This window comes from Paraburkholderia fungorum, from assembly GCF_046026025.1.
Taxonomy (GTDB): Bacteria; Pseudomonadota; Gammaproteobacteria; order Burkholderiales; family Burkholderiaceae; genus Paraburkholderia; species Paraburkholderia fungorum_E.
The window spans coordinates 38,429-64,121 of sequence record NZ_JAQQFL010000005.1 but is presented as its reverse complement, the minus strand read 5'-3'; the positions used below and the strand labels follow the sequence as shown (position 1 = coordinate 64,121).

The following is a 25,693-nucleotide window of genomic DNA, read 5'->3' as shown; positions in this document are numbered from 1 at the left end:
GTGCCAGCGACGCGCGCGAAGCAGACAGCCGGGCGGCAGAAGACACGCGGAACACCAAAACCGTCGCCACAAAAAGAAAGCCGCTCGACCATCATGAATGGCGAGCGGCGGAAATTCTGTCGGACGTGATCAGCGTCGGTACGAATGATACGCGTGCGGGTTTTTTGACCGCATCGGTGATTTCCCTACAGAAGCTTGACGCCGGCTTTTAAAGCCGCATACAGACCCTGCTACGAAACACCGTAGTCGTGCGAGCCGGACGTCATTGATCCGTCGATACGAACAATGCAGCGCGCCTTCGCTACGGAATCCGTACCATCGTCTACCGATGCATCGGTACCGCAGTCATGACATCAGGTCGAGGACAGACGTTTTTGCGGCACGATCCGCCAGCCGAGATTCACGCCGGCCGCCGCGAGCAGGATCAGCACGGCACCGAGCACCTGAATCCACGCGAGCGTCTGTCCGAATGCGACCCGGTCGACGATGATCGCCACCACCGGATAGATGAACGACAACGCACCGGTCATCGAGGTCGGCAGCTTCTGGATCGCGCCGTAGAGCAGCACATACATGAGCCCGGTATTGACAATACCCAGCACGATCAGTTCAAGCCATTGCACGCCGCTAGCCGGCAACGCATCGAAGCGCACGAACGGCGCGAGCATCACGACGCCGAGCGACACCTGGATCAACGCGATCAGATGCGGCGGCGTGCCCTTCAAGCGCTTCGTGATGATCGACGACACCGCATACATTGCCGCCGCACCCACCGCATAGGCGACCCCGACCAGATAGTGGCCCGGCACCGCCAGCACCGCGGGCTCAACCTTCACCACGAACACGAGACCGACAAACGCGATCACGAGCCAGGCCACCGTCGACGCGCTGATGCGCTCGCGAAACACCAGTGCGCCAAGCGCGACCAGCATGAACGGCTGCGTGTTGTAGACGGCGGTTGCCATCGAGATCGAAGCGCGTGAATAGGCCGCGAACAGCAACACCCAGTTGATGACGATCGCCGCGCCGCCCAGCAGCGCGAGGCCGAGCATCTTCCACGAAAAGAGCTTGCGCCTGAACAGGCCGAGCACGGCGCACACGAGCGCGAGCGTCGCGCCGCCGAAGATGCAGCGAAAGAACACCACGTTGAACGGGCTCTGCTGCGACGACACCACCAGCCAGCCGATGGTGCCGGACATCAGCATGGCCATGGTCATTTCCGCCGCGCCGCGGCGAATCTCATTTGACGCCATGATTTGATCCTCGAATGGATTTCTGCATGAGAAGCAGTGTAATTAATCCGACCACCCGAATACATGGCTAAACTTAAGTGCTCCTGCGAAGGAACCTAATAATCGAAGGCCACCATGACCAAACGCCTTGCTCCCGCCCTACCCGCGACACTCGATGAAACCGACCGCGCGCTGCTCGCCGCGCTGGCCGCGGACGCCCGCCAGCCGGTCAGTGAACTGGCGCGGCTAGTGGGCCTTTCCGCACCGAGTACGGCTGAGCGCGTCCGAAGACTCGAAGCGCAAGGCGTGATCGAGCGCTTTACCGTGCAGATCGATCCACGCGCGCTCGGCTTCACGTTGCAGGCCATCGTGCGCGTGAAACCGTTGCCCGGACAATTGCATCTGGTGGAAGACGTGATCCGGCGGATTCCGGAGTTTGTCGAATGCGACAAGGTGACGGGCGACGATTGCTTCGTCTGCCGCCTCTATCTGCATTCGATCGAGCAGCTCGATGAGATTCTGTCGAAGGTCACCGAGCGTGCGGAGACCAGCACCGCAATCATCAAGTCGACGCCGATCGCGCGCCGCTTGCCGCCGCTAGGCTGAGCCAGACGTACGGCAGCGCGACCGCGCTGCCGCGTCACTCACCCCCGCTTGAAAAGCCACCCGCCTGCGTATGAAACGCCGATTGATTGACTTGCTGATCGACTTGCTGATCGACTTACTGTTCGACTTACTGTTCGACCGCTTCGAAGAAAGACAGCATTTCCGTCACCAGTTCGTCCGGCGCCTCTTCAGGAATGTAATGCCCGCTCGGTAACGAACGCCCACTCACGTCGCGCGCGACGTGACGCCACTCCGCCAGCGCGTCGAAGCATTTCTCGATCACGCCCTTGTCGCCCCACAGCACGCGCAGCGGACAGCCGATTTTGTGGCCGCGCTCGATATCGGCCCGATCATGTTCGAGATCGATGCTCGCCGAAGCCCGGTAATCCTCGCACATCGCATGCACGGCGCCGGGTTGCGCCAGGGCGTGGCGATACGCGTCGAGCGCTTCGGGCGCGAAGGCCGCGAGGCCCGCGTGACGGCTGCCCATCACGCTATCGACATAGGCAGCCGGGTTCGCGCCGATCAGCGTCTCCGGCAGCGGTTCCGGCTGGATCAGGAAGAACCAGTGGAAGTAAAGCGTCGCGAAGGTGCGGTCGGTGGCCTCGTACATCGCGAGCGTCGGCGCAATGTCGAGCAGCATCAAACGCTCGACCGCGTCGGCATGATCGAGCGCCATCCGGTGCGCAACCCGGGCGCCACGATCGTGGGCACACACCAGGAAACGCTCGAAGCCGAAGTGGCGCATCACGGCAACCTGATCGGCCGCCATCGCGCGTTTCGAATAGGGCGTGTGGTCGGCGTCGCTGGGCGGTTTGCCCGAAGCGCCGTAGCCGCGCAAGTCGGTGGCGATGATGGTGAAGTGCTGCGCCAGTTGCGCGGCGCACCGTTGCCAGATCAGATGCGACTCAGGATGGCCGTGCAACAACAGCAGGGGCGGCCCCGCGCCGCCCTTCACTCCGAAAATATCGACGTCGCCCACGGCGACGCGAAAGGGCGCGAAATCCTCGAAGGCCATAGCAGGTCTCTTGTCGTTTGGGAGTCAAAGCATTGTAGGAGCGCAATGTGTCGGCGCGCAGTGGGATAGCCCACGCAAGCATAGAACCTGAACACTCCTTCCAACTGTTCAAAACTGCAGGGTACGGCAGCTTCGCCTATAATCGAACGATCGTTCTTAAATTTTTGAGCGAGTGTGGCAGACCCATGGCAAACCCGTGGTGAGATCGCGGCGGCAGCATGACGCCGGCCAGTCTCGACGCACCCCAGGCCATGTGCCGCTAAACTCATTATCGCCGGGCGCTCTACATCGCACCGGTCCGTTCATCAGGAGACTCGCACCATGGCATTGCCCGCCGTCCTGCAAAAACTCGCGCTGCCCGTCGTCGCTTCGCCGATGTTCATCGTCAGCTATCCCGAACTCGTGTTGGCTCAATGTAAGGCCGGCATCGTCGGTTCGTTCCCCGCGTTGAATGCTCGCCCGGCCGAACTGCTCGACGAATGGCTCACGCAGATTCAGGCACAGCTCGCCGAGCACAAGGCGGCTCATCCCGATGCGATCATCGGACCGATCGCCGTCAACCAGATCGTTCATCAGTCGAATACGCGGCTCGAGCACGACGTGCGCGTGTGCGTCGAACACAAGGTGCCGATCTTCATCACCAGCCTGCGCGCACCGGCGCGCGAGATCGTCGACGCGGTGCACAGTTACGGCGGCATCGTGCTGCACGACGTGATCAACCTTCGGCATGCGCAGAAGGCGCTGGAAGCGGGCGTCGACGGGCTGATCCTGGTGGCGTCGGGTGCCGGCGGCCACGCGGGCACGACCTCGCCGTTCGCGCTGGTCGGCGAAGTGCGGCGCATGTTCGACGGCCCGATCGTGCTGTCCGGCTCGATCGCCAACGGCGGCTCGATTCTCGCCGCGCAGGCCATGGGCGCGGACCTCGCCTACATGGGCACGCGTTTCATCGCGACTAAAGAAGCGCACGCGGTCGACAGCTACAAGCAGGCGATCGTCAACTCCACGGCGTCGGACATCATCTACACGAACCTGTTCACCGGTGTGCACGGCAACTACATCCGCGAAAGCATCGTGAACGCCGGGTTGGACCCGGAGGCGCTGCCGGAATCGGACAAGACCGCGATGAACTTCGGCAGCGACAAGGCGAAGGCGTGGAAGGACATCTGGGGCGCAGGCCAGGGCGTCGGCCTGATGGACGACGTGCCGAGTGTCGATGAACTGGTTCGGCGTTTGTCGCAGGAATATAACGACGCGAAAGCGCGGCTTGGTATCGCGCGATAAGGCTCGGTGCGGTGCGGTGCGATGAGGTGCGGTAACGGCATCGCGGCGGTAACACAACGCAGGAGGCGCCGCCCGGCATGGCCGGGCAACGCGCCTACCGCACAGCCAGCGCCTTGATCTGCTCGAGCGAGGGCCAAAGCGATTCGTTCGCGAACCGGTCGGCCAGGAAGTCGACAAAAGAGCGCACCTTGGCCGACAGATGCCGGCGGCTCGCATACACCACATGGATCGGCAACTCGCGCGGCGGCACGTCGTCCACCAGCAGCGGCACAAGCCGCCCCGCCGCCAGGTCGTCACCGATCACCTCGGTGCCGAGCATCGCAACGCCCGCGCCTTGCAGCAGGATCACGCGCTGCGCCTCCAGCTGGTTGACGATCAGATTGCCGGACAGCCGCACGCGCGACGAGGCATCGCCGGTCGCGGGCATGATGTCGAGCGCGGACACGCCCGCATACTGCAGATAGTTGTGACGCGCCAGATCGGCGACGGTCTTCGGCGTGCCGTGCCGGCGCAGATAGGCCGGCGACGCGCACAGCACCAGATGAGCAGTCGCAATCTGCCGGGCGATCAGCGAAGACGATTTCAGCCCGGTGGGCGATGCCCGGATCGCGACATCGAAGCCCTCCTCGATCAGTTCGACTACGCGGTCGGACAAAGTCATGTCGACGGTGACCTGCGGATACTGCGCGGCATAGTCGGCCACCGCGGCCATCACGTGGCTCAAGCCGAACGCCGACAACGACGACACCCGCAAACGCCCCTGCGGCACGACGCTCGCCGCGCCGACCACCTGCTCGGCTTCCTCGAGTTCAGTGAGCACCTGGCTCAGGCGTTCGTAGTATTCGCGACCCGCCTCGGTCGGTGCAACACGGCGTGTGGTGCGGTTCAGCAAACGCGCGCCGAGTTGCTGTTCGAGATGCATGACGTGCTTGCTCGCCATCGCCGCCGACATCTCCATGCGTTCGGCCGCGCCGACAAAGCTGCCCACTTCGACCACATGGCGGAACACTTTCATGCTGACGAGGGTATCCATCTCAATCGCTCGCTTCAGGAATTAATCGACGCCATTCTGCCGGGTTTATCAAAGGCCGGGCGGCAAATCGAGCCGGTGCGGATACGAAGAATGGACGCCAGAAGCGGCAAAGCCCACCTTCCGGGGAAGGCGGGCTTTGCCGATGTTGCGTGTGCTTGCCGGTTTCGGCAGGCTTGGCGTTTCGCGGCACCTGCTCGCAAGCGCCGCCCGCCGTGATCCAGACGCTTAGAACTTGGCGCGCAGACCGACGCCGTACGTGTTGCCACTCGACTGGCTGGTGATCTTGTCGTACATATAAGCCGCGTAGACATCCGTGCGCTTGGACAGCGGATAGTCGTAGCCGATCGCAGCGGTCTGACGGGTCTGGTTGAGGCCGCCACTGTCGCGCGAATAGGCGTACGACGCCATCACCGAGCCAGGGCCGGCCGGTACCGTCACACCGCCCTGCCCCGTGTTCACGTGCCAGCTCGAAATGGTCTGCTGGTTATACGTGTACATGTACTGACCATAGAACTTCACGAACTTCAGGTCGTACGTCGCGCCGAGTTGGGCCACGCTCTGGCTCTTCAGGCCCGGCACGCCCGACGTGCTGAAGCTGCCGAGGTCGCCCGGCACGTTGTTGAAGTTCACGTACTGATACACCGCGGTCGCCGCGAACGGGCCGTGGAAGTACAGCACCTGGCCGCTCCACTTCTTCGAGCCGTTCTCACCCGCCGTATTGCCGAGCGCGTACATCGCCGTCGCGGACAAGCCGTTGAAGTTCGGCGATGCGTACGACACGGCGTTGCTCCAGCCCGAGTCACCGGTCACTCCCTGATCGGTCGTGTAAGTCGGGAACGTGCCGAGGCCGAGGTACACGTGGGCCACCATCGGCGAGAACACGTACGAGTCGATGAACGGGTTGAACAGAATCGTCGACACGAACAGCGGCGTGGTCAGGCGGCCTGCCGTCACCGTGCCGTACGGCGATTCGATACCGACGTACGCGTTACGCGAAAACATCGTGTCGCCCGTGAAGCGGCCGTACTGACCGTTTTGCGCGAGGAAGAAGCCCTCCAGCGCAAAGATCGCCTTGTAGCCGTTGCCCAGATCCTCAGCCCCCTTCAAGCCCCAGTACGACGTCGACATGCCGCCGCCGGACACCTGCACGGACGTCTTGTTGCCCGGGAATTTCTGCGCGCCAACCCATTCGTCGACCTGACCGTAAAGTTGCACGCTCGATTGCGCAAAAGCAGACGATGCACTGGCCAGCAGAGCGGCACACGCGGTTGCCTTGAGGGTGGTCTTCAGCGCACTGCTGATGCTTGTTTTCATGGGTTCTCCTGTCTTTGTCAAAAAGGGTGCGGCTGTGCGAAAGGGGGAACTCGCGCGAACCTTTGTTGTTGTCCGTTCGATCATCGAGCCAATCTGGGCGGGACCATCTTTGCGGACCATTTTTATGGACAAAAATATCGTGGGTTATTGCGGGTATAGCGATCTGATTAGTTTTGTCATTTATCGGCCTGATAAACCGGTGGCCACACATGCCGTCACCGCATCGCCGCGGACCGCGCAGTTCGGCGCAAAGCGTTACTGAGATTGCGCCCGACCGGGTGATAACGGTTCAAATGACATACGGATGACGCGCCGCGCCAAAATCGACCAAATTTGACAACGGGAGGCGCTTTGCTGGCGGATGTTTTCAAAAAAGTGTGGCGTCGAAACGTCACATTGACAGGGGAGTTTTGACTAGCTGTGACGCACAATCCGGCAGCAAACCGGTTTGAGAACCGGAAACGCGGATTTGGCGGAGGAAGCGCGGGAAATGCGGTGAGACGAAAAGCGGTGTGGGAGTGAATCCAGCGCAGGTGACGAACCGGACGCCAACGCCGCCATCAGTTACGGTAAGGACCTTCCTGCTGACGGGGATCGTCCCCTTGGCGCTGCATGGCACGCGAGGCGCCGCGCTCTTCGTTGTAGCGGGCGACATCGGCACGAATCGAGCCGGTGCGAATCGGCGCATTAGGCGGCGGACGTGGCACCCCGCGCGATTCGGCGCTCACCGGTGTCATAGCGTCGGCGTACTGCATTCCGCCGCGGCCGTCGTTGGGGTATCCAGCCGGGCCGGCAACACGACGCACGCCCGGGTTGTAACCGCCCAGGCCGTTGGCGAAATTCATTCCACCGCGCGGCAAGTGCGCGTTGTTGTCGGCCATGTTGTTGCGAGGCTGCCTGACGTTGGCGACGCCACGGTAGCCGCCGCCGCTGTGCGCATCGCCCCGCATTGCGTGGCCGAACGCCGCGTGCGAGCCACCGCCGCCGTGCGGCATGCCCGGCACTTTTGCGTAGGCGAACGAGCACAGCGCGGCAATAATCGCGCCCAACGCCCAGTGCTTCGTTCTCGACAACCCGTCCACCAAGTGACTCACATGCCCGAAGACTTGCCTGAAGTCCACCGTTCGAGCTGCGATGGACTTGTTCTGGGACCGGCGCGAGCACTGCGGATCTACCGCGGCGCGGGGCATCCCGATGGCCTTTGATCAGTAATTTATGGTTGTCGGCAAAAGGTGTCGAGCCAAAAAGTGTTAGGCCTCGGCGGCTGTTGTAACACCTTGTTACTGCGATGTTTTTCCGCGACAGAGCTCTTGCGCGAAAGCCTTGAAGCAGCTTGTGTGACGGGCTAAACCGCGATCCGCGGATCGGCTTTGGGTATGACGAATTGCAGGCGGATTTTTTGCTGGATTGTTAAAACGGCAGTGGACCAAACAGAGGCACTCGCCAATACTTGAACGGACCGTGGACATCAACTGAAGTGCGCGAACGCAGCACAGTTAATGCGCAGCACTCATTAATCAATTCGGTAAATGAATTTGCATATTCAATCGGTTTTCAACAACAATAGGCGCTTTTCATAGCTTGAGTCGGGCGCATTCATGCGCGCCCCGCTTTCCGCATCACCGAATCGAGATTCCGCCATGGCTCGCCCGAAACTGCTTCCCGACAACTTCACCTTGTGCCTCGTGGGCACCGTGATTCTTGCCAGCTTCCTGCCGGTTCATGGGCAGGCCGCCGTCGGGTTCAACTGGGTGACGAACGTCGCAGTCGGCCTGCTGTTTTTCCTGCACGGCGCCAAGCTTTCACGCGAAGCGATCGTTGCGGGTGCGACGCATTGGCGCCTGCATCTGGTCGTACTGCTCAGCACGTTCGCGCTGTTTCCGCTGCTCGGTCTCGCGCTTAAGCCGCTCCTTTCGCCACTTGTCACGCCGGCGCTCTATGCGGGGGTCCTCTTCCTCTGCACGCTGCCATCCACGGTTCAGTCGTCTATCGCGTTCACCTCGATTGCCAAAGGCAACGTGCCGGCCGCCGTATGCAGCGCGTCGGCCTCGAGCCTGCTGGGCATCTTCATCACGCCCGCACTCGTCAGCCTCGTTGTCACCAATCAGGCGGCGAGCGGCGGCGCCTCGCCGTGGCACACGGTGGGCAACATCGTTTTGCAATTGCTGGTGCCGTTCGTGGCCGGGCAGTTGCTGCGCCCGCTGATCGGCAAGTGGATCGAGCGCAACCGTGGCGTGCTGAAGTTCGTCGACCAGGGCTCGATCCTGCTGGTGGTGTACGGTGCGTTCAGCGAGGCCGTCAACGAAGGCCTGTGGCATCAGATTCCGTTGTCCGCGCTCGGCGGCCTGGTGTTGATCAGCGTTGTGCTGCTCGCACTCGCGCTGGCCGTGACGATCCTGGTCAGCAAGCGGCTCGGGTTTAACCGCGCCGACCAGATCACGATCATCTTCTGCGGTTCGAAGAAGAGCCTCGCCGCCGGCGTGCCGATGGCCAAGGTGATTTTCGCCGCGCATGCGGTAGGCGCCGTGGTCTTGCCGCTGATGCTGTTCCACCAGATCCAGTTGATGGTGTGCGCCGCGCTCGCGCAGCGCTGGGGGGCTCGCGACATGAGCGGTGAAACCCGCGCCGCCTCGCGCGAGCGGACCGCCGCCGCTGTCGCGCGCCGTTGAATACGCGCGCAATGCAAACAGGACATTCATAAGCGCCCTCCCTGAGCGTCATTTGAAGAAAGCCGCCTTGTGCGGCTTTTTTGTTATTTCACGCTCAAACGCCGCCGCTGTCGCCTCAGCCGGATGGGATAGGCAAAATCCTGGCCGTGGCAAAACCAGGCGGCAGCGAACCCGAGGCCGAAACCAAAACTGAAATCAAAACCGGAACGCACCACTCCGGTGCAACGCTTCACTAAAAATTCACTTAACTCTATGCAGGATGGGTCGATAAGTCGTAGGTCGATCGCTACGCCTAACTGCCATGCAACCTCGTTCGCCCTCCCGATCCGCTACGCCGCGCATCGAGGAGTTGATCGCCCGGCGTGACTTGTCCGCTGTATTCCAGCCGATCATCGATTTCGACGACGGCGCGATCCTCGGCTACGAAGGTCTGATCCGTGGCCCGGCCGGCACTTCCCTCGAAACGCCGTTCGCCCTGTTCTCGCAAGCCCTCGTCGAGGGCTATGCGCTCGAGCTGGAGCAGGCCGCCGCGCGCACCTGCATCGAGGCGTTCGCGAGGCTCGATTTCGACGGCAAGCTGTTTCTCAATTTCAGCGCGGGCGCGATCCGTCAACTGGCCGAAGCGCGCGACGACACGCTCGCACTGCTGCGGCGTCGCGGCGTCGATCCGCAACGGATCGTGATCGAACTGACCGAGCAAAGCACGATTCTGGATGTCGCCAGCTTTATGCCGGTGATTTCGGCGCTGCGTACCGAGGGCGCGCAATTCGCGCTCGACGACTACGGCACCGCGAACGCCAGCATGAATCTTTGGGTCCGCCTGCAACCGGACGTCGTAAAGATCGATCGATTCTTCATTCACGGCATCTCCAGCGATTCACTCAAGTTCGAAGCCGTGCGCGCCATGCAGCACTTCGCCAACGCAAGCGGCGCGCGGCTGGTGGCCGAAGGCATCGAGGACGAAGCGGATCTGATCGTGGTGCGCGACATGGGGATCGGCTGCGGGCAAGGCTATTTCTTCGGCCGCCCGCATGCCCAGCCGGCCCGCAGCGTCACCGACGACGCCCGCGACGCGCTGCTCTCCGGCCACATCGCCGTGTTCCCGGAGACCACGCGCACAGTGAGCAGCGCGTCGCCGTCGGGCGGCATGGCGTCGGCCAAGATGATGGTGCATGCGCCCGCCTTACCGCGCCATGCCACCAACAACGACGTGCTCGAACTGTTCAACCGCCTGCCCGATCTGCACGCGGTAGCCGTGGTCGAGAACAACGAGCCGGTTGCGCTCATCAACCGCCGCAGTTTCATGGACCGCTATGCGCTGCCGTATCACCGCGAGCTGTTCGGCAAGCGGCCCTGCCTGCAGTTTGCGAACGCATCGCCGGTGATCATCGAACAATCGATGACCGTCGAACAAATGGCCAAACTGCTTGCGAGCGACGACCAGCGTTATCTCGCCGACGGCTTCGTCATCACCGACAACCACGGCAAATACGCCGGTCTCGGCACCGGCGAGAATCTGGTGCGCGCCGTCACCGAGGTGCGCATCGAAGCCGCACGCTACGCGAACCCGCTGACCTTCCTGCCGGGCAACATCCCGATCAGTTCGCACATCGCCCGCCTGCTCGGCAACGACGCCGGCTTCTACGCCTGCTACGTCGATCTGAACCATTTCAAGCCGTTCAACGACCAGTACGGCTACTGGCAAGGCGACGAGGTGCTCAAGTTCGCGGCCGCCGTGCTCGCCGACGTGTGCGACCCGACCCGCGATTTCCTCGGCCACGTGGGCGGCGACGATTTCCTGATCCTGTTCCAGAGCGAGGACTGGAAAGACCGCGTGCTGCGCGCGATCCACCTGTTCAACGAAGGCGCGCAGCGCTTCTACGCGCCCGCCGACCGGCTGGCGGGCGGCATCCACGGTGAAGACCGGCGCGGCAATCCGACCTTCTTCGGCTTCGTGACGATGGCGATCGGCTGCGTGCGCGTCGAGTCGGACGGCGGGCCGTCGTTCTATAGCAGCGAGGAAATTGCGTCCGTCGCGGCGCTGGCGAAGCGGCGCGCGAAGCACGAGACGAGCGGCTTCGTGCTGATCGACGCAGATGAGAGCGTGGCGCTGCTACGTGGGCAGGCCGAAGTAGCGGAGATGCCTTTCGACTGAGTGCGCGGACGCGTCAACACCAATACCGGCACGTTGTTTAGTTTTTTTACTAAACAACATAGATCCGATCAGACACCCTATCTGCGGGCATCTACGGGTATTTACGGGTACGGCTCAAGGGTTGGTGAGGCGGTTTTAGCGACGTTTTACTATACAATCGCCCGAACCCAAACACCGTACGGCCGCCCCTCCCGCGGCCGCTTCATTCGATGGCAACAACCATCCGCGACGTCGCCCGCGCGGCCAGCGTGTCGATCGGCACCGTTTCACGCGCCTTGAAGAATCAGCCGGGCCTTTCCGAGGCGACTCGCGAGCGCGTGATCGAAGCGGCGCGGCAACTCGGCTACGACGCCGCCCAGTTGCGTCCGCGCATCCGCCGCCTCACCTTTCTGCTGCACCGTCAGCACAATAACTTCGCCGTTAGTCCGTTCTTCTCGCACGTCCTGCACGGCGTAGAAGACGCGTGCCGCGAACGCGGCATCGTCCCTTCCGTGCTGACCGCCGGTCCGACTGAAGACGTGATCCAGCAGATGCGCCTGCATGCGCCGGACGCGGTGGCGGTCGCCGGTTTCGTCGAGCCTGAAACGCTGACCACGCTGGTAGCGATGCAACGCCCGCTCGTGCTGATCGACCTGTGGGCGCCCGGTCTGCGCTCCGTGAATCTCGACAACGCCACGGGCGCCCTGCTCGCCATGCGGCATCTGTTCGAACAGCAGCGCAAGCGCGTCGCGTTCATCGGCGGCTCGCTCGCGCACTTCAGCATCGCCCAGCGCGCGCTCGGTTACCGGCGCGCGTTTTTCGAAGCGGGCTTGCTGTTCGATCCATCGCTGGAACTCACGATCGACGCCGGCCTCGATCCCGACAGCGGCGCCGCGCGCGCGATGCACCAGTTGCTCGACGCACCCGGCCCGCGGCCCGACGCCGTGTTCGCCTACAACGACGCCGCCGCGCTCGCCGCGCTGCGCGCGTGCCTCGCGCGCGGCATCCGCGTGCCCGAGGACATCGCGATCATCGGCTTCGACGACATTCCCGCCGCCGCTCATGCCACGCCGCCGCTATCGACCATTTCGGTCGACAAGGAAGCGCTCGGCCGGCGCGGCGTCGAGTTGCTGCTTGAAGACGCACCCGCTGAACTCGAAGTCCACTTGCCCGTCCATCTCATTGCCCGTGCCAGCACTTTGGTAAAAACGCCATGACGCAATCCGAACTGCTTCACCCCGCCAATGGCGCCGCTGCGGCGCCGCTCGTCGAGAGCTTCCGCAGCAGCGATTTCCTGCTCTCGCATGTGCAGGACACGCTGAAGTTTTACGCGCCGAACGTGCTCGATCCGAGCGGCGGCTTCTTCCATTTTTTCCGCGACGACGGCTCCATCTACGACCAGACCACGCGGCACCTGGTGAGCACCTGCCGTTACGTCTTCAACTACGCGATGGCCTATCGCCAGTTCGGCGACCCGCAGCATCTCGAGTACGCGCGGCACGGATTGCGCTTCCTGCGCGAAGCACATTGGGACGCCGGGCACGAAGGCTACGATTGGGAACTCGAATGGCGCGACGGCAGGAAGCGCACGCTCGACGCGACGCGCCACTGCTACGGCCTCGCATTCGTGCTGCTCGCGTATTCGCATGCGGCGATGGCCGGCATCGAAGAAGCCAGGCCGATGATCGGCGCGACCTTCGAGTTGATGGAACACCGCTTCTGGGACGCCGCCGCCGGCCTCTATGCCGACGAGGCGACGCCCGACTGGCGTGTCAGTTCGTACCGTGGCCAGAACGCCAACATGCACACCACCGAAGCGCTGCTGGCCGCGCACGAGGCCACCGGCCACCTGGTCTATCTGGATCGCGCGGAACGGGTGGCGTCGAACATCACGCTGCGCCAGGCGAAGCTCTCGCAGGGCCTCGTATGGGAGCACTTTCACGCGGACTGGTCGGTCGATTGGCACTACAACGAGGAAGATAGCTCGAACATTTTCCGTCCGTGGGGTTTCCAGCCCGGGCATCAAACCGAGTGGGCCAAGCTGCTGCTGATTCTGGAACGCTATCGTCCGTTGCCGTGGTTGCTGCCGCGCGCCATCGAGCTATTCGACGCCGCCATGACGCATGCGTGGGACGAAGATCACGGCGGCCTCTATTACGGCTTCGGCCCGGACGGCACCGTATGCGACCACGACAAGTATTTCTGGGTGCAGGCGGAGACGTTCGCGACCGCGGCGCTGCTCGGCAAGCGCACCGGCAACGAGCGTTTCTGGGACTGGTACGACGAGATCTGGCGCTATAGCTGGGCGCATTTCGTCGATCACAAGTATGGCGCGTGGTATCGCATCCTGACCTGCGACAACCGTAAGTACAGCGACGAAAAGAGTCCCGCCGGCAAGACCGACTATCACACGATGGGCGCGTGCTATGAGGTGCTGGCGCATGCCTTGCCTGACGGCGTCGCTGCAGCGTCCGAATCCGCGGAGTAAGCATCATGAGCAACCTGAGCGCGAACACTGAATTCCCCTTCTTCGTCTCCGCCGGCGACATCCTCACCGATCTCGTGCGCACCGGCACCTCGCAATGGCTCTCGCGCCCGGGCGGCGCCGGCTGGAACGTCGCGCGCTGCGTCGCGCAACTCGGTTTGCCGACGGCGTGCGCCGGGTCGCTGGGCGTCGACAACTTCTCCGACGAACTGTGGAACGCCAGCCTCGCCGCGGGGCTCGACATGCGCTTCATGCAGCGCGTGGAGCGTCCGCCGCTGCTGGCGATCGTTCACCAGACGCACCCGCCTGCGTACTTTTTCATGGGTGAGAACGGCGCCGATCTGGCGTTCGATCCGGCGCGCTTGCCGGCTGGCTGGATCGAACAGGTGAAGTGGGCACATTTTGGTTGCATCAGCCTGGTGCGCCAGCCCCTCGGCGACACCCTGGCCGCATTGGCAGGCAACTTGCGCTCACGCGGCGTGAAGATCAGTTTCGATCCGAATTACCGGAACCTGATGGAGCACGGATACGCGCCCACGTTGCGGAAGATGGCCGCACTGGCCGATCTGATCAAGGTGTCGGACGAAGATTTGCGCATGCTGTTCAAAACCGACGACGAGGCCGGCGCGCTCGCGCAGTTGCGAGCCATGAATCCTGCCGCCACGGTGCTGGTGACGCGTGGACCGGAAGCGTCCATGCTGATCGACGGCGCCACGGTGGTGGAGGCGCGGCCGCCTCGGGTTGAAGTGGTCGATACGGTGGGTGCCGGGGATGCCTCGATTGGCGGCCTGCTGTTCAGCCTGATGACCGCGCCGCAGCGGGCGTGGCCGGAGCACCTTGCCTTTTCTCTCGCCGCCGGCGCCGCGGCTTGCCGCCACGCAGGCGCGCATGCGCCTTCTCTGGATGAAGTTGTCGCGCTGCTGTAGCTTTTTTGCCTTGTGCGGCGCGTATGGTTGTTGAACCCGGTTGTTGAGCCCGATTGTTGAACCCGGGCGCCACGCAGGCGGAAAACGGAACCCCGATCATCGTGCTAGGATGAAAAGACCCTTCCCTTTGGAAGAAGGAGCGTTGCCATGGAGGACATCACCTACACCAAAGGCATCTACACGGCCACCGCGTCGATAAGGGAAGTGCAAAGCGACACGTGGCAGGGCCTCGTCACCCTTTCCCGCGACGAAGGTGAAGCCAACGCCGACCAGGAGACCACGGTCTACGAGGTCGACGCCACGTCGTCCACGCCGGAGGAAGCGTTCGAGGAAGCCAAGGCTCTCGCCCACCGCATCCTCGGGGAAATCGAACTCTAGGCACAACCCGGCGCCGCGCCCGTCGCGTCGCGCCGCCTGCGAATCAACCGGCTGGAGGCGATCATGGCTGAACAGCTCTTCCTCTACGGCGTGTACTCGATCCACGTCCGCCCTCTCGAACTCAGCGGCGCACGCTGGGACGCGGAATACGAAATCCGGCATCGCGAGAAAGCCGTCAAGTCGTGGACCACAGTCGGCGGCGACAACGGCTACGCGGATGAAGCCGAAGCCATCGCCGCAGCGCACCAGCAAGGCGTCGACGACATCGAACACGGCGCCGGCATTCCAAAGCCCCGGGCCTTTCCGTAGGCTCGCCGCGCGTGCGTTGAGCGGCGCGCGTGTGCGCGCGCTTGTGCGCGCGTTTGCGTACTTGTGTACCATCGAACCGGGCCACAGCATCGGCCGCGTTCGCCTGAAACACCGCACGCGCGCGCTGGAAGCACCACGATGACATCCCTGCGGGCCGCACGGCGTCAATAAAAACGTTACCTCCAACGCCCCTGCAGCACGCCGAAAATCACCCTCCGCGCGCTAACCGGCGTGCTACGCTTTGCGCGTTTTCCCTCTTCACGAGCACGCGATGGCGACTGAATCACCCGACCGTCTTTCCAGCATCGGCGACGACGAAGCGCGTAAGCAGAAACGTCGTGCGCGCGGCAGCCGGGAAATGCGCCTGGACGATCGCGTCGTGGTCGCGCACGGCATGCCGACGCCGCTCTGGCAGGATCTCTACCACCGGGCACTCGTCGTCCGCTGGCCGACGTTTTTCGTCTCGCTCGCGGTTTTGTTCCTGCTGCTCAACACCGTGTTCGCGTCGCTCTACATGCTCGGCCAGGCGTCGATTGCGAATCAGTTTCCGGCGGGTTTCGGCGGCGCATTTTTCTTCAGTGTGGAAACACTGGCGACGGTCGGCTACGGCGACATGCATCCGCAAACCGTCTACGCGCATTGGATCGCGACGCTGGAAATCTTTGTCGGCATGTCCAGCATCGCGTTGGCGACGGGGCTGATCTTCGCGCGCTTCTCGCGCCCACACGCCAAGATCATGTTCGCCCGCTACGCGATCGTTCGGCCGCTCGAAGGTCGCATGACGCTCGTGGTACGCGCCGCCAACGCGCGTCAGAACGTCATCGCCGAAGCGCGAGCGAAGCTGCGCCTCATGCGGCTGGAGACCACCGTCGAGGGCTTTACACTGCGCAAGCTCTACGACCTGACGCTGCTGCGCGATCAGCATCCGGTGTTCAAACTCGGCTGGAGCCTGATGCACGTGATCGACGAAGGCAGTCCGCTATTCGGCGAAACCGCCGAAACACTCAAAGGCCGGGACGCGTCGCTGTGGCTCACGCTCGAAGGCGTCGACGAATCGACCGCGCAAACCATGCAGTCCCGTCACATGTGGACTTGCGAACAGATCCGCTGGCAGCACAAATACGTCGACATCATGCATGAGGAAAATGGCGTGAGTCACATCGACTACTCGCATTTCGACGAGGTCGTGCCGCTCGACCCGGCGCCGGTTGCCACGCCGGCGGCGAAAACACCCGCGCCATAAACCGCACGGTTCGGGCGAAACGGCTTCGCTCCGACCGGGCGGCTCGCACTACGCATGTGGAGCGTTCGGCCCGGATGCATGAGTCATGCAGCGGCACCGCGCCGTTCAGAACTTGTGGCGAATCCCCACCACGCCCACCACCTGCGTGCTCGAGCTCGACGGATTGCTGATCCCTTCAATCGCCGCCACGGTATTCGACGACGAACGCTGATAGATCGCGTTCACATACAGATCGGTGCGCTTGGACAGGTAGTACTGCACGCCCGCGCTGGTTTGCAGGTAGTGCACGCTCGGATTCGCGCTTTGCGTCGTATGCACCTGCGTGTACGTTTCGCCGATCGCGAACATCACGGCCGGCGTAAAGCGATAACGGAAACTGCCTTCGTAGTTGTTGAAGCGCTGCGATGCACCGGTCTGCAGATTGAACAGCGAGGTCGTGTACAGCAGGCCGAACGTCGCGTTGCCGAAGTCGTACGTGCCGGCGGCGCCCCAGATCTGCTGCTTCGTGATGCCCTTCAGGAACGTGTAGTAGTTGTCCGACGGAATCGCGCCGGTCGGGTCGAGCGCCGGGTTATCGAGCACCACGTAGGCAATGCCGAGATGCAACGGGCCCTGCGCATAGGTACCGCCGACGCTCCAACTGCGATTCGCCGCAAAGTTGGTCGCGTTGGAGAAACCGTACATCGCATTGCCCTGAAATCCGGCGAAAGTCGGCGTCACATACTTCACCGAGTTGTCGGTGCGAAACGAGTTGTTCAGGTCGTCGGTATCGAACGGATGCAGCGCGTACTGCGTCAGCGACGTGCTCGCGCCGATCTGCAACGGCGCCAGCGAATCCTGCGCGGCGTTGTACTGACGTCCCATCGTGAAGGTCCCCCAGCGCGGATTCGACATCCCCACCCACGCCTGACGGCCGAACATGCGTCCATTCGCGCTCGCCGTGCCGGTCTCGATGTTGAAGCCGTTCTCCAGTTTGAAGATCGCCGTGGTGCCGCCGCCCAGATCCTCCGTACCCACCATGCCCCAGCGCGTGCCCTGTTCGTTGCCGCCGGTCGCCTGCCAGGTCGTGCTGCCTTTCTGGTTGCTCGTGTAGGTCATGCCGGCATCGACGATGCCGTACAGCGTCACGCTCGACTGCGCCGCGGCGTTGCCACTCGACACCACGAGCACTGCACCGATCCCCATGCCTGCAAGCGCCATCGTCAAACCTTTGCTGTTCATCTGCGTTTCCTTGTTATGAGTGTGTGAACCTGTCCCGCCAAAGCCGACCAGCAATTGCCCGATCGCCTTAAGCCATGTGTTTTATTGAATAAAACAACGTATCGTTTATTATTCGAAACGCAAAATTGATTGGTCAAGGCATCAGAGAAATACTGGTTTGCCCGCATTGACCGCACCACTCACCGCTGGGGGTTTTACTGAATAACACGGCGTAAATCCTTGACCAGCAAGGATTTCAAAATAGGTGACCCGGATAGCAAGGCTTTCGACGAGTGACTTGACCCGTCATCAGGTTCGTCGTTAAATATTGATATGCTGTTTTGTTTAATAAAACACACAAGCCACTGACTCCGGTCACGACGACCTGCAAAGCGCGTCGGCCACCCGAAAGGAATTTGTTTTGACGCCCGTTAGCAACACTTTTGCCGCGCCCGCAGACGCGCCGTTCTTTGTCGCGGAACCCACTGCGGCTGCGCTGCCGATCCTGTTCGATTCACCGCACAGCGGCATCGCGCCGCCGGCCGATTTCGGCACGTCCGCGCCAGCCTCCGCGATTCGCAGTTCGTGGGATGCATTCGTCGACGAACTGTGGGCCGGCGTGCCGGAGCAAGGCGGCGTGTTGATCGGCGCGCATTTTCCGCGCGCCTATATCGACCCGAACCGCGCCATCACGGACATCGACGTGCAATTGCTTGCCGAGCCGTGGCCCGAACCTCTCGCGCCGGAGAAATACACGCTGCGCGGCATGGGCCTGATCCGGCGCGACGCGCTGCCGAACGTGCCGATGTACGACCGCAAGCTGTCGGTCGCCGAAGTGCGGCATCGTATCGACGCGTACTACCAGCCCTACCGCGCGGCGCTCGCCGCCGCCGCCGAGCGCGCTTACGCGCGGCACGGCGCGCTGTGGCACGTCGATTGTCATTCGATGAAATCGCGTGGCAACGAGATGAACGTCGATGCCGGCGTGGCCCGGCCCGACTTCGTGATCAGCGACCGCGGCGGCACCACCGCGGACCCTGCCTTCACGCAATGGGTGGCGGACTATTTCAGCAGCTCGGGCTATCGCGTGCAGATCAACGAGCCGTATCAGGGCGGCGATCTGCTCACGGCCGTCAGCGATCCCGCGCGGCGCCGGCACAGCATCCAGATCGAACTGAATCGCGCTCTGTACATGGACGAAGCCACCTTCGTCAAACACGCCGGCTTCGACGCACTCAAGCGCAACCTCGACGCCTTCGCCGCCACGCTCGCCGACTACGTCCGCGCGCAACTTGCCGCGCCCCGTCCGGCTCAATGACGCAACGAGAGAAGGAACAACCGTGAACTACATCGTCGATTCCGTCGACAGCGCGCTCAAGCTGCTGAGCCACGTCGCCGAACATCCCGGTCTCGGCGTCACCGAGCTCGCCAATCAGCTCGGCATCAACAAGTCGCGCGCTTACCGCATGCTGTGCACGCTCGAATTGCATCGTTTCGTGGTGCAGGACACGCGCGCCTCGACCTACGCGCTCGGCCCACAGGCCTTCGTGATCGGCGTCGCGGCAGCGCAGCAGAACACGCTGGTGCGCTCGGCGCAAAAGCACATGCTCGCGCTCAACCAGGCGATCAACGAAAACGTCGTGCTGCGCGTGCGCGAAGGGCTCGAAACGGTGTGCGTCGCGCGTTGCGAAAGCACCCACGAGATGCGCACCATCGGCGCGGTGGGCAACCGGCGCGCGCTCAACAGCGGTGCGTCCGGCAAGATCCTGCTCGCGTTCGCACCGGACGCGGTGAAGACCGAATACTTCGCTCGCCTGAAGAAACTGCCGCAGCCGCCGGACCTGCTGAAGCTCGTCGACGAACTCGATGCGATCGGGCGCAAAGGCTACGCGGTCAGCGTGGGCGAAGTGACAGCCGGCGCGGTCGCGATCTCGGTGCCGGTGCGCGACGTCACCGGAGAAACGGTGGCCGCGGTCAGTGTGTCCGGGCCGGAAATGCGCATTAGCCGGATCGAGATTCCCGATTACCTCGAACGTCTGCAAGCGTGCAGCCGCACGATCTCCGCCGAACTCGGCTACACCGCGCCGCAAATGAATCCGCTGCCGGCATGACAGGAACCCGCTCATGACCACACTCACACCACCTGCTCCCACCGCGGCGCCCGCCGCCGATGACGACCAGCCGCGAGGCAAACCTCCCGGCAGCGGCAGCGATGAAAAGAAGCCTCACGGCAAAATGCTGCATCCGGTGGTGATGATGATCTGGGTCGTGCTCGCCGCCGTGGCGATGACCTATCTGATCGACGCCGGCCGCTTCGAGCGTCACGACAAGCTGGTGGTGCCGGGCACCTACCAGGTCGTGCCGAAGAGCCACAGTCTCGCGACGCTGGTCGCGCCAGGCGTCAGCAAAAGCACGCCCGAGCAGGCTATGCCGGCGAGCCTGGTGTCGGCGTTCGTCGCGGTGCCGAACGGTCTCATCAAGAACGCGCCGCTGATTTTCATGGTGATGTTCGTCGGCGGCATGTTCGGCGTGATGCGCAAGACCGGCGTGGTGGATGCGGGGATCGACCGGCTCCTGCAACTCACTGCCGGGAATGTCTACGTGCTGGCGCCCCTGCTGATGGTGCTGATCGGTCTCGGCAGCACCTTGCTCGGGTTCATTTCCGAATACCTCGTGATCATTCCAATGGTCATGGTGCTGGCGCGGCGGCTCGGACTGTCGAACCTGTTCGCGGTAGGGCTGGTCGCGATTGCCGCGAAGGTCGGCTATATCGCCTCGGTGACCAATCCGCTGTCGCTCGCCGTCGCACAGCCGATCGTCGGCGTGCCGCTATTCAGCGGGATTGCGATGCGTATCGGCGTGTTCGTCGTATTCCTGACGCTGGGCATTCTGTATCTGCTGGCTCATGTGCGGTTGAGCGGCTACCGGCTGGCTGCTGCAAAGGCAAGCCTCGACGAACACCCGCAAGCGAAGCTGTCGGGCCGCCACAAAGCGACACTGATCGTGCTCACGGTCGCCGCTGCGATGCTGGTCATCGGCACACGTGAATTGCGTTGGGGCAACGTGGAGTTGTCCGCGTTCTACGTGTTCATCAGCATCGTGACGGCAGTGGTGGGCAGGCTCGATTCGCGCAGCGCGGCCGATGCTTTCGTCGACGGTATGAAGGGGATGATTCTGGCTGGCTTGTTGATCGGACTCGCGGCATCTGTCGAGCTGATTCTGCAGAACAGCCTCGTGCTCGACACGCTGATCGACCATTTCACACGGCTTGCGCGCGGCCAATCGGCTGTGTGGGTGGCCAACGGCCTGATGGCCGTGCAGATGGTGCTCGACGTGTTCATTCCGTCCGTCTCCGGCAAGGCCGCGGTCAGCATGCCGATCATCGGACCGATTGCGCAATTGTCCGGCGTCAGCGGGCAGACCTCGGTGCTCGCCTTCGTCCTGGGCGGCGGCTTGACGAACATGGTGACGCCGACCTCGGGGATGTTGCTCGCGTATCTCGCCACCGCACGGGTCGGCTTCGGCCAGTGGATCAGGTTCATCCTGCCCTTGTTCGTGCTGCTGCTGTTGCTCTCGGGTGGCGCGCTCGCGTTGGCCGTTTGGACGGGGTATTGAACAACACCACGCCCGCGAGTTGAACGGTATTCGGCGGCCGCCTGTCATGCGGCCCCGCGCTCAAATCGCTTTTTGCCAAGCGGCGCCGCGCAAGCTGTGAAGGACACGCGGCGGCACGGGGCGAAACGGTCGGCCGGCCCCGCGCCGAGCCCGATTTCACCCTCGCGCGACGCACCAGGGCTTACCCGAATTCGTCCATCGCGTGGCAGATCCATCTCAAAACTTCATTAAAACGCGTGACCCGTCGCGCTGTTTCGTCGATCGCCTGGACAAGTAGAAAAAATTCACTCCAATTGGCGCTAAAAAATAGAGTCTCTTTCGCCGCGTCACCTTTTGTGGTCCCCACCCACGGCGCGCGGATGCAAAACACCGGAGACTCACCCATGACCGCTCGCCTGCCCATCGACGGCACGCCCGCTCTCGCTGACTACAAGCTGTCCGACAACCTGACCGCCACGCGCGGCCGGATTTTCCTCACCGGTACCCAGGCGCTGGTGCGCCTTGCGCTGATGCAGCGCGCCGCCGACCGCGCGCACGGCATGAACACGGCCGGCTTCATCAGCGGCTATCGCGGCTCGCCGCTCGGCATGGTCGACCAGCAATTGTGGAAAGCGAAGAAACTGCTCACGGCGAGTGATATTCGCTTCTTGCCGGCAATCAACGAAGAACTCGGCGGCACCGCCGTGCTCGGCACGCAGCGGGTGGAATCGGACCCGGAGCGCACCGTCGAAGGCGTGTTCGCAATGTGGTACGGCAAGGGCCCCGGCGTGGATCGCGCGGGCGACGCGCTGAAGCACGGCAACGCGTACGGCTCGTCGCCGCACGGCGGCGTGCTGGTGGTGGCGGGCGACGACCACGGCTGCGTGTCGTCGTCGATGCCGCATCAGAGCGACTTCGCGTTGATGGCATGGCATATGCCGGTGGTGAATCCCTCGAACATTGCCGACATGCTGGAGTTCGGCCTGTATGGCTGGGCGCTCTCGCGTTTCTCCGGGGCGTGGGTCGGCTACAAGGCCATTTCGGAGACGGTCGAGTCCGGCTCGACGGTGGACCTCGATGCGCTGACAACCGAATGGGCCATTCCGCAGGAGTTCGCAGCACCTGCCGGCGGTCTGCACAATCGCTGGCCTGATCTGCCCAGCCTGACCATCGAGTCGCGCATGCACGCGAAGCTCGACGCGGTGCGCCATTTCGCGCGTACCAACAGCATCGACAAATGGATTGCGCCGAGTCCGCATGCGAACGTGGGTATCGTCACGTGCGGCAAGGCGCATCTGGACTTGATGGAAACGCTGCGCCGGCTCGATCTGACCGTCGCCGATCTGGAAGCGGCCGGTGTGCGGATCTACAAGGTCGGTTTGTCGTTTCCGTTGGAGATGACGCGCATCGACGCGTTCGTCTCCGGTCTGTCTGAAGTGCTGGTGATCGAGGAGAAGGGCCCCGTCATCGAGCAACAGATCAAAGACTATCTGTACAACCGCACGCAAGGCACGCGGCCGATCGTGGTCGGCAAGAACGCCGAAGACGGCACGCTGCTGCTGTCGTCGCTGGGTGAATTGCGGCCGTCGCGCATTCTGCCGGTGTTCGCGAACTGGCTCGCGAAGCACAAACCGGCGCTCGACCGGCGCGAGCGCGTGGTCGATCTGGTCGCCCCGCAAATTCTCTCGAATGCTGCGGATAGCGTGAAACGTACGCCCTATTTCTGCTCGGGCTGCCCGCACAACACGTCGACCAAAGTGCCTGAAGGGTCGATCGCGCATGCGGGGATCGGCTGCCACTTCATGGCGTCATGGATGGAGCGCGACACCACGGGCCTGATTCAGATGGGCGGTGAAGGCGTCGATTGGGCCTCCCATTCGATGTTCACGAAAACGCGCCACGTCTTCCAGAATCTCGGCGACGGTACGTACTTCCACTCGGGCATTCTCGCGATCCGCCAGGCGGTCGCCGCGAAAGCCACCATCACGTACAAGATTCTCTATAACGACGCCGTCGCGATGACCGGCGGCCAACCGGTCGACGGCAGCATCTCGGTGCCGCAGATCGCGCGTCAGGTGGAGGCAGAAGGCGTGTCGCGTTTCGTCGTGGTCAGCGACGAGCCGGAGAAATACGACGGTCACCACGACCTCTTTCCGAAGGGCACGACGTTCCACCATCGCAGCGAAATGGACACCGTGCAGCGCGAATTGCGCGACACCGACGGCGTAACCGTACTGATCTACGACCAGACCTGTGCCGCGGAAAAACGCCGTCGCCGGAAAAAAGGCGAGTTTCCCGATCCGGACAAACGTCTCTTCATCAACGAGGAAGTTTGCGAAGGCTGCGGCGATTGCGGCGTGCAATCGAACTGTCTGTCGGTCGAACCGGTTGAGACCGCGTTGGGGCGCAAGCGACGCATCGATCAATCGTCGTGCAACAAAGACTATTCCTGCGTGAACGGTTTCTGCCCGAGCTTCGTCACGGTGGAAGGCGGCAAGCTGAAGAAGGCCGCGGGCGCCGCATTCGATCCGGCCGCGCTCGCCGCACGTGTCGACGCGCTGCCGATTCCCGCGACGCATCTCGATGCCGCGCCATACGACATTCTGGTGACGGGCGTGGGCGGCACCGGCGTCGTGACAGTCGGCGCGTTGATCAGCATGGCCGCGCATCTGGAAGGCAAGAGCGCGTCGGTACTCGACTTCATGGGCTTCGCGCAAAAGGGCGGCTCGGTGCTGTCGTTCGTGCGTTTCGCCGCGCGCGATGAGTGGCTCAATCAGGTTCGCATCGACACGCAACAGGCCGACGTGCTGCTTGCCTGCGACATGGTGGTGGGCGCGAGCGCCGACGCCTTGCAAACGGTGCGTCATGGCCGCACGCGCATCGTCGTCAACACGCACGCGATTCCGAACGCGACTTTCGTGCAGAACCCGGACGCGACGCTGCATGCGGATGCGCTGATCGACAAGATGCGCCACGCCGCAGGTGAAGACCGCATGTCGACGTGCGACGCCCAGGCACTCGCCACGCGTTTCCTTGGCGACACCATCGGCGCGAACATTCTGATGCTCGGTTATGCCTGGCAACTCGGTCTCGTGCCGGTGTCGTTCGCCGCGATGATGCGTGCGATCGAATTGAACAACGTCGCGGTGCAGATGAACCAGTTGGCGTTTTCGATTGGACGTGTCGCGGCGGAAGATCCGGCCGCACTGGAATCGCTGTGGCAAGCGCGGCATCTGGCGAAACAGGTAGTGCGCGTCGATACGCTCGACGAACTGATCGCGCATCGCGAGAGTCGTCTCCAGATCTACGGTGGCGCGAGCTATGTGAAGCGGTATCGCGCGCTGGTCGACGCGGCACGTCGTGCGGAGAGCGCGGTCGATGCAAAAAGCGAGCGCGTCACGCGTGCCGTGGCGACAACGTTCTATCGTCTGCTCGCCGTGAAGGACGAATACGAAGTCGCGCGCCTGCATACCGATGTGGCCTTCCGTGAAGCACTGGAAGCGCAATTCGAAGGTGTGGCGGGCAAGGACTTCGGCATCAGGTTCAACCTCGCGCCGCCGACGCTCACCCGTCCCCGGCCGGGCGTGAATCCGACCAAGAAGACTTTCGGTCAATGGATGTGGCCGGTGCTCGGCGTGATGGCGAAATTCAGCAGTTTGCGCGGCACGATGCTCGATCCGTTCGGCCGTACGCTGGAACGCAAGATGGAACGCGAACTCGCCGACGACTACGAAACCACGTTGCAACGTGCGTTCTCGAAGCTCAACGCGAACCATCTCGAAGACGTCGCGAAGCTCGCCGATCTGCATGCGCGTGTACGCGGTTATGGTCATGTGAAGCTGGCGAATCTGGCGGGTGTGAAGCGCGGCGAGCGCGATCTTGCGGCACGTTTGCAGATTGACGCGGCAACGGGCGCGTCGGTGAAGAAGTCGTTGGAAGAGGTGAAGGGCGCCGGGCAGTTGCGCGGGATTCCGGTGGTCGTCGCGAAGTAGTTCTTTCGCGCTGTGGATCACATCGTGCTTCGAGGTGAACCTCGATTAACCGCACCCCAAATCGTTGAACGCCTGTCCAACGATTTGGGGTGTTTATTTACGAGTAAGTACAGCGCGCAGTTAAATGACACTGCCCGGTGCGTCGCACTCTGAGGTCGCGTCCGTGTCATTCTGCGAATCGTTAAATGCCCGTGTCGCGAGCGTTATTGCCATGCGGCTTCGCGCCGGTCCCGCTTCGCCGCTTCTGATTTCAGCTGGTTTGCAAAAATCCGTCGCAAG

Annotated in this window: 22 protein-coding genes; 15 read left to right on the top strand and 7 right to left on the bottom strand. The window is 62.9% G+C overall.

What is annotated here, in order from left to right:
- Positions 1 to 353: 353 nt before the first annotated feature.
- Positions 354 to 1,253: a DMT family transporter gene (locus tag PQR67_RS07850; RefSeq protein WP_408456685.1), complete on the bottom strand. Its 900-nt coding sequence runs from the start codon at positions 1,251 to 1,253 to the stop codon at positions 354 to 356.
- 114 nt (positions 1,254 to 1,367) lie between these two features.
- Between PQR67_RS07850 and PQR67_RS07845 the strand changes: the two genes are divergently transcribed.
- The gene (locus PQR67_RS07845; RefSeq protein ID WP_408456683.1) at positions 1,368 to 1,838 is read left to right on the top strand and encodes an Lrp/AsnC family transcriptional regulator; all 471 of its coding nucleotides are present in this window, start codon (positions 1,368 to 1,370) and stop codon (positions 1,836 to 1,838) included.
- A 127-nt stretch (positions 1,839 to 1,965) separates the two neighbouring features.
- Here PQR67_RS07845 and PQR67_RS07840 read toward each other — a convergent pair whose 3' ends face one another.
- On the bottom strand, positions 1,966 to 2,856 hold the full coding sequence (locus tag PQR67_RS07840; RefSeq protein ID WP_408456680.1) for an alpha/beta fold hydrolase: 891 nt from the start codon (positions 2,854 to 2,856) through the stop codon (positions 1,966 to 1,968).
- A gap of 321 nt (positions 2,857 to 3,177) precedes the next feature.
- On the opposite strand from PQR67_RS07840, the gene PQR67_RS07835 reads away from it, so the two are divergent.
- Positions 3,178 to 4,137 (top strand): NAD(P)H-dependent flavin oxidoreductase, encoded by a 960-nt coding sequence (locus tag PQR67_RS07835; protein WP_408456677.1) that lies wholly within the window; start codon positions 3,178 to 3,180, stop codon positions 4,135 to 4,137.
- A 94-nt stretch (positions 4,138 to 4,231) separates the two neighbouring features.
- Here the strand turns inward: PQR67_RS07835 and PQR67_RS07830 are convergent, their stop codons facing one another.
- Together PQR67_RS07830 and PQR67_RS07825 are read right to left on the bottom strand one after the other, a co-directional pair.
- Positions 4,232 to 5,170, bottom strand: coding sequence for a LysR family transcriptional regulator (locus PQR67_RS07830; RefSeq protein WP_408456675.1), 939 nt, complete (start codon positions 5,168 to 5,170; stop codon positions 4,232 to 4,234).
- Between the two features lie 225 nt (positions 5,171 to 5,395).
- Positions 5,396 to 6,484, bottom strand: a complete 1,089-nt coding sequence (locus PQR67_RS07825) for a porin (protein WP_408456673.1) — start codon at positions 6,482 to 6,484, stop codon at positions 5,396 to 5,398.
- Here PQR67_RS07825 and PQR67_RS07820 point away from each other — a divergent pair.
- Positions 6,483 to 6,746, top strand: a complete 264-nt coding sequence (locus tag PQR67_RS07820; protein WP_408456670.1) for a hypothetical protein — start codon at positions 6,483 to 6,485, stop codon at positions 6,744 to 6,746. The two genes, PQR67_RS07825 and PQR67_RS07820, sit on opposite strands and share 2 nt — an antisense overlap.
- A 298-nt stretch (positions 6,747 to 7,044) precedes the next feature.
- On the opposite strand, the gene PQR67_RS07815 is transcribed toward PQR67_RS07820, so the two are convergent.
- Positions 7,045 to 7,566 carry a hypothetical protein gene (locus PQR67_RS07815; RefSeq protein WP_408457188.1) on the bottom strand — a complete coding sequence of 174 codons (522 nt, stop codon included), beginning with the start codon at positions 7,564 to 7,566 and terminating at the stop codon, positions 7,045 to 7,047.
- 558 nt (positions 7,567 to 8,124) lie between these two features.
- Here PQR67_RS07815 and PQR67_RS07810 point away from each other — a divergent pair.
- From PQR67_RS07810 to PQR67_RS07775, 8 genes are all read left to right on the top strand, one after another.
- Positions 8,125 to 9,153 (top strand): bile acid:sodium symporter family protein, encoded by a 1,029-nt coding sequence (locus tag PQR67_RS07810; protein ID WP_408456667.1) that lies wholly within the window; start codon positions 8,125 to 8,127, stop codon positions 9,151 to 9,153.
- A 301-nt stretch (positions 9,154 to 9,454) separates the two neighbouring features.
- On the top strand, positions 9,455 to 11,308 hold the full coding sequence (locus PQR67_RS07805; RefSeq protein WP_408456664.1) for an EAL domain-containing protein: 1,854 nt from the start codon (positions 9,455 to 9,457) through the stop codon (positions 11,306 to 11,308).
- Between the two features lie 209 nt (positions 11,309 to 11,517).
- Positions 11,518 to 12,504 (top strand): LacI family DNA-binding transcriptional regulator, encoded by a 987-nt coding sequence (locus tag PQR67_RS07800; RefSeq protein WP_408456661.1) that lies wholly within the window; start codon positions 11,518 to 11,520, stop codon positions 12,502 to 12,504.
- Positions 12,501 to 13,775, top strand: a complete 1,275-nt coding sequence (locus PQR67_RS07795) for an AGE family epimerase/isomerase (protein ID WP_408456658.1) — start codon at positions 12,501 to 12,503, stop codon at positions 13,773 to 13,775. The genes PQR67_RS07800 and PQR67_RS07795 overlap by 4 nt, the downstream gene beginning before the upstream one ends.
- A gap of 5 nt (positions 13,776 to 13,780) precedes the next feature.
- A complete protein-coding gene (locus PQR67_RS07790; protein WP_408456655.1) occupies positions 13,781 to 14,698 on the top strand; it encodes a carbohydrate kinase family protein in 918 nt (305 codons plus the stop codon).
- 147 nt (positions 14,699 to 14,845) lie between these two features.
- Positions 14,846 to 15,076, top strand: coding sequence for a hypothetical protein (locus PQR67_RS07785; protein ID WP_408456652.1), 231 nt, complete (start codon positions 14,846 to 14,848; stop codon positions 15,074 to 15,076).
- Between the two features lie 63 nt (positions 15,077 to 15,139).
- Positions 15,140 to 15,385, top strand: a complete 246-nt coding sequence (locus PQR67_RS07780; protein ID WP_408456649.1) for a hypothetical protein — start codon at positions 15,140 to 15,142, stop codon at positions 15,383 to 15,385.
- A 271-nt stretch (positions 15,386 to 15,656) separates the two neighbouring features.
- Positions 15,657 to 16,628 carry an ion channel gene (locus PQR67_RS07775; protein WP_408456647.1) on the top strand — a complete coding sequence of 324 codons (972 nt, stop codon included), beginning with the start codon at positions 15,657 to 15,659 and terminating at the stop codon, positions 16,626 to 16,628.
- 105 nt (positions 16,629 to 16,733) lie between these two features.
- Here PQR67_RS07775 and PQR67_RS07770 read toward each other — a convergent pair whose 3' ends face one another.
- Positions 16,734 to 17,849, bottom strand: a complete 1,116-nt coding sequence (locus tag PQR67_RS07770; protein WP_408456644.1) for a porin — start codon at positions 17,847 to 17,849, stop codon at positions 16,734 to 16,736.
- 400 nt (positions 17,850 to 18,249) lie between these two features.
- Between PQR67_RS07770 and PQR67_RS07765 the strand changes: the two genes are divergently transcribed.
- From PQR67_RS07765 to PQR67_RS07755, 3 genes are read left to right on the top strand one after another with little or no spacing between them, the layout of a single operon-like run.
- Positions 18,250 to 19,146 carry an N-formylglutamate amidohydrolase gene (locus PQR67_RS07765; RefSeq protein ID WP_408456641.1) on the top strand — a complete coding sequence of 299 codons (897 nt, stop codon included), beginning with the start codon at positions 18,250 to 18,252 and terminating at the stop codon, positions 19,144 to 19,146.
- Between the two features lie 22 nt (positions 19,147 to 19,168).
- Positions 19,169 to 19,939, top strand: coding sequence for an IclR family transcriptional regulator (locus PQR67_RS07760; protein ID WP_408456638.1), 771 nt, complete (start codon positions 19,169 to 19,171; stop codon positions 19,937 to 19,939).
- Positions 19,940 to 19,952: 13 nt separating this feature from the next.
- Positions 19,953 to 21,443 (top strand): YfcC family protein, encoded by a 1,491-nt coding sequence (locus PQR67_RS07755; protein ID WP_408456635.1) that lies wholly within the window; start codon positions 19,953 to 19,955, stop codon positions 21,441 to 21,443.
- Positions 21,444 to 21,624: 181 nt separating this feature from the next.
- Here the strand turns inward: PQR67_RS07755 and PQR67_RS07750 are convergent, their stop codons facing one another.
- The gene (locus PQR67_RS07750; protein ID WP_408456633.1) at positions 21,625 to 21,828 is read right to left on the bottom strand and encodes a hypothetical protein; all 204 of its coding nucleotides are present in this window, start codon (positions 21,826 to 21,828) and stop codon (positions 21,625 to 21,627) included.
- On the opposite strand from PQR67_RS07750, the gene PQR67_RS07745 reads away from it, so the two are divergent.
- Complete coding sequence (locus PQR67_RS07745; RefSeq protein WP_408456630.1) at positions 21,827 to 25,414, top strand: indolepyruvate ferredoxin oxidoreductase family protein; 3,588 nt, start codon at positions 21,827 to 21,829, stop codon at positions 25,412 to 25,414. The genes PQR67_RS07750 and PQR67_RS07745 overlap by 2 nt on opposite strands.
- The last annotated feature ends 279 nt before the right edge of the window (positions 25,415 to 25,693 follow it).

Coding starts and splice junctions, on each gene's coding strand:
- PQR67_RS07795 (WP_408456658.1), top strand. CDS start 12,501: ATGACGCAATCCGAACTGCTTCACCCCGCCAATGGCGCCGCTGCGGCG.
- PQR67_RS07820 (WP_408456670.1), top strand. CDS start 6,483: ATGGGTTCTCCTGTCTTTGTCAAAAAGGGTGCGGCTGTGCGAAAGGGG.
- PQR67_RS07780 (WP_408456649.1), top strand. CDS start 15,140: ATGGCTGAACAGCTCTTCCTCTACGGCGTGTACTCGATCCACGTCCGC.
- PQR67_RS07830 (WP_408456675.1), bottom strand. CDS start 5,170: ATGGATACCCTCGTCAGCATGAAAGTGTTCCGCCATGTGGTCGAAGTG.
- PQR67_RS07755 (WP_408456635.1), top strand. CDS start 19,953: ATGACCACACTCACACCACCTGCTCCCACCGCGGCGCCCGCCGCCGAT.
- PQR67_RS07835 (WP_408456677.1), top strand. CDS start 3,178: ATGGCATTGCCCGCCGTCCTGCAAAAACTCGCGCTGCCCGTCGTCGCT.
- PQR67_RS07800 (WP_408456661.1), top strand. CDS start 11,518: ATGGCAACAACCATCCGCGACGTCGCCCGCGCGGCCAGCGTGTCGATC.
- PQR67_RS07825 (WP_408456673.1), bottom strand. CDS start 6,484: ATGAAAACAAGCATCAGCAGTGCGCTGAAGACCACCCTCAAGGCAACC.
- PQR67_RS07770 (WP_408456644.1), bottom strand. CDS start 17,849: ATGAACAGCAAAGGTTTGACGATGGCGCTTGCAGGCATGGGGATCGGT.
- PQR67_RS07845 (WP_408456683.1), top strand. CDS start 1,368: ATGACCAAACGCCTTGCTCCCGCCCTACCCGCGACACTCGATGAAACC.
- PQR67_RS07850 (WP_408456685.1), bottom strand. CDS start 1,253: ATGGCGTCAAATGAGATTCGCCGCGGCGCGGCGGAAATGACCATGGCC.
- PQR67_RS07810 (WP_408456667.1), top strand. CDS start 8,125: ATGGCTCGCCCGAAACTGCTTCCCGACAACTTCACCTTGTGCCTCGTG.
- PQR67_RS07745 (WP_408456630.1), top strand. CDS start 21,827: ATGACCGCTCGCCTGCCCATCGACGGCACGCCCGCTCTCGCTGACTAC.
- PQR67_RS07790 (WP_408456655.1), top strand. CDS start 13,781: ATGAGCAACCTGAGCGCGAACACTGAATTCCCCTTCTTCGTCTCCGCC.
- PQR67_RS07805 (WP_408456664.1), top strand. CDS start 9,455: ATGCAACCTCGTTCGCCCTCCCGATCCGCTACGCCGCGCATCGAGGAG.
- PQR67_RS07775 (WP_408456647.1), top strand. CDS start 15,657: ATGGCGACTGAATCACCCGACCGTCTTTCCAGCATCGGCGACGACGAA.
- PQR67_RS07785 (WP_408456652.1), top strand. CDS start 14,846: ATGGAGGACATCACCTACACCAAAGGCATCTACACGGCCACCGCGTCG.
- PQR67_RS07840 (WP_408456680.1), bottom strand. CDS start 2,856: ATGGCCTTCGAGGATTTCGCGCCCTTTCGCGTCGCCGTGGGCGACGTC.
- PQR67_RS07750 (WP_408456633.1), bottom strand. CDS start 21,828: ATGGGTGAGTCTCCGGTGTTTTGCATCCGCGCGCCGTGGGTGGGGACC.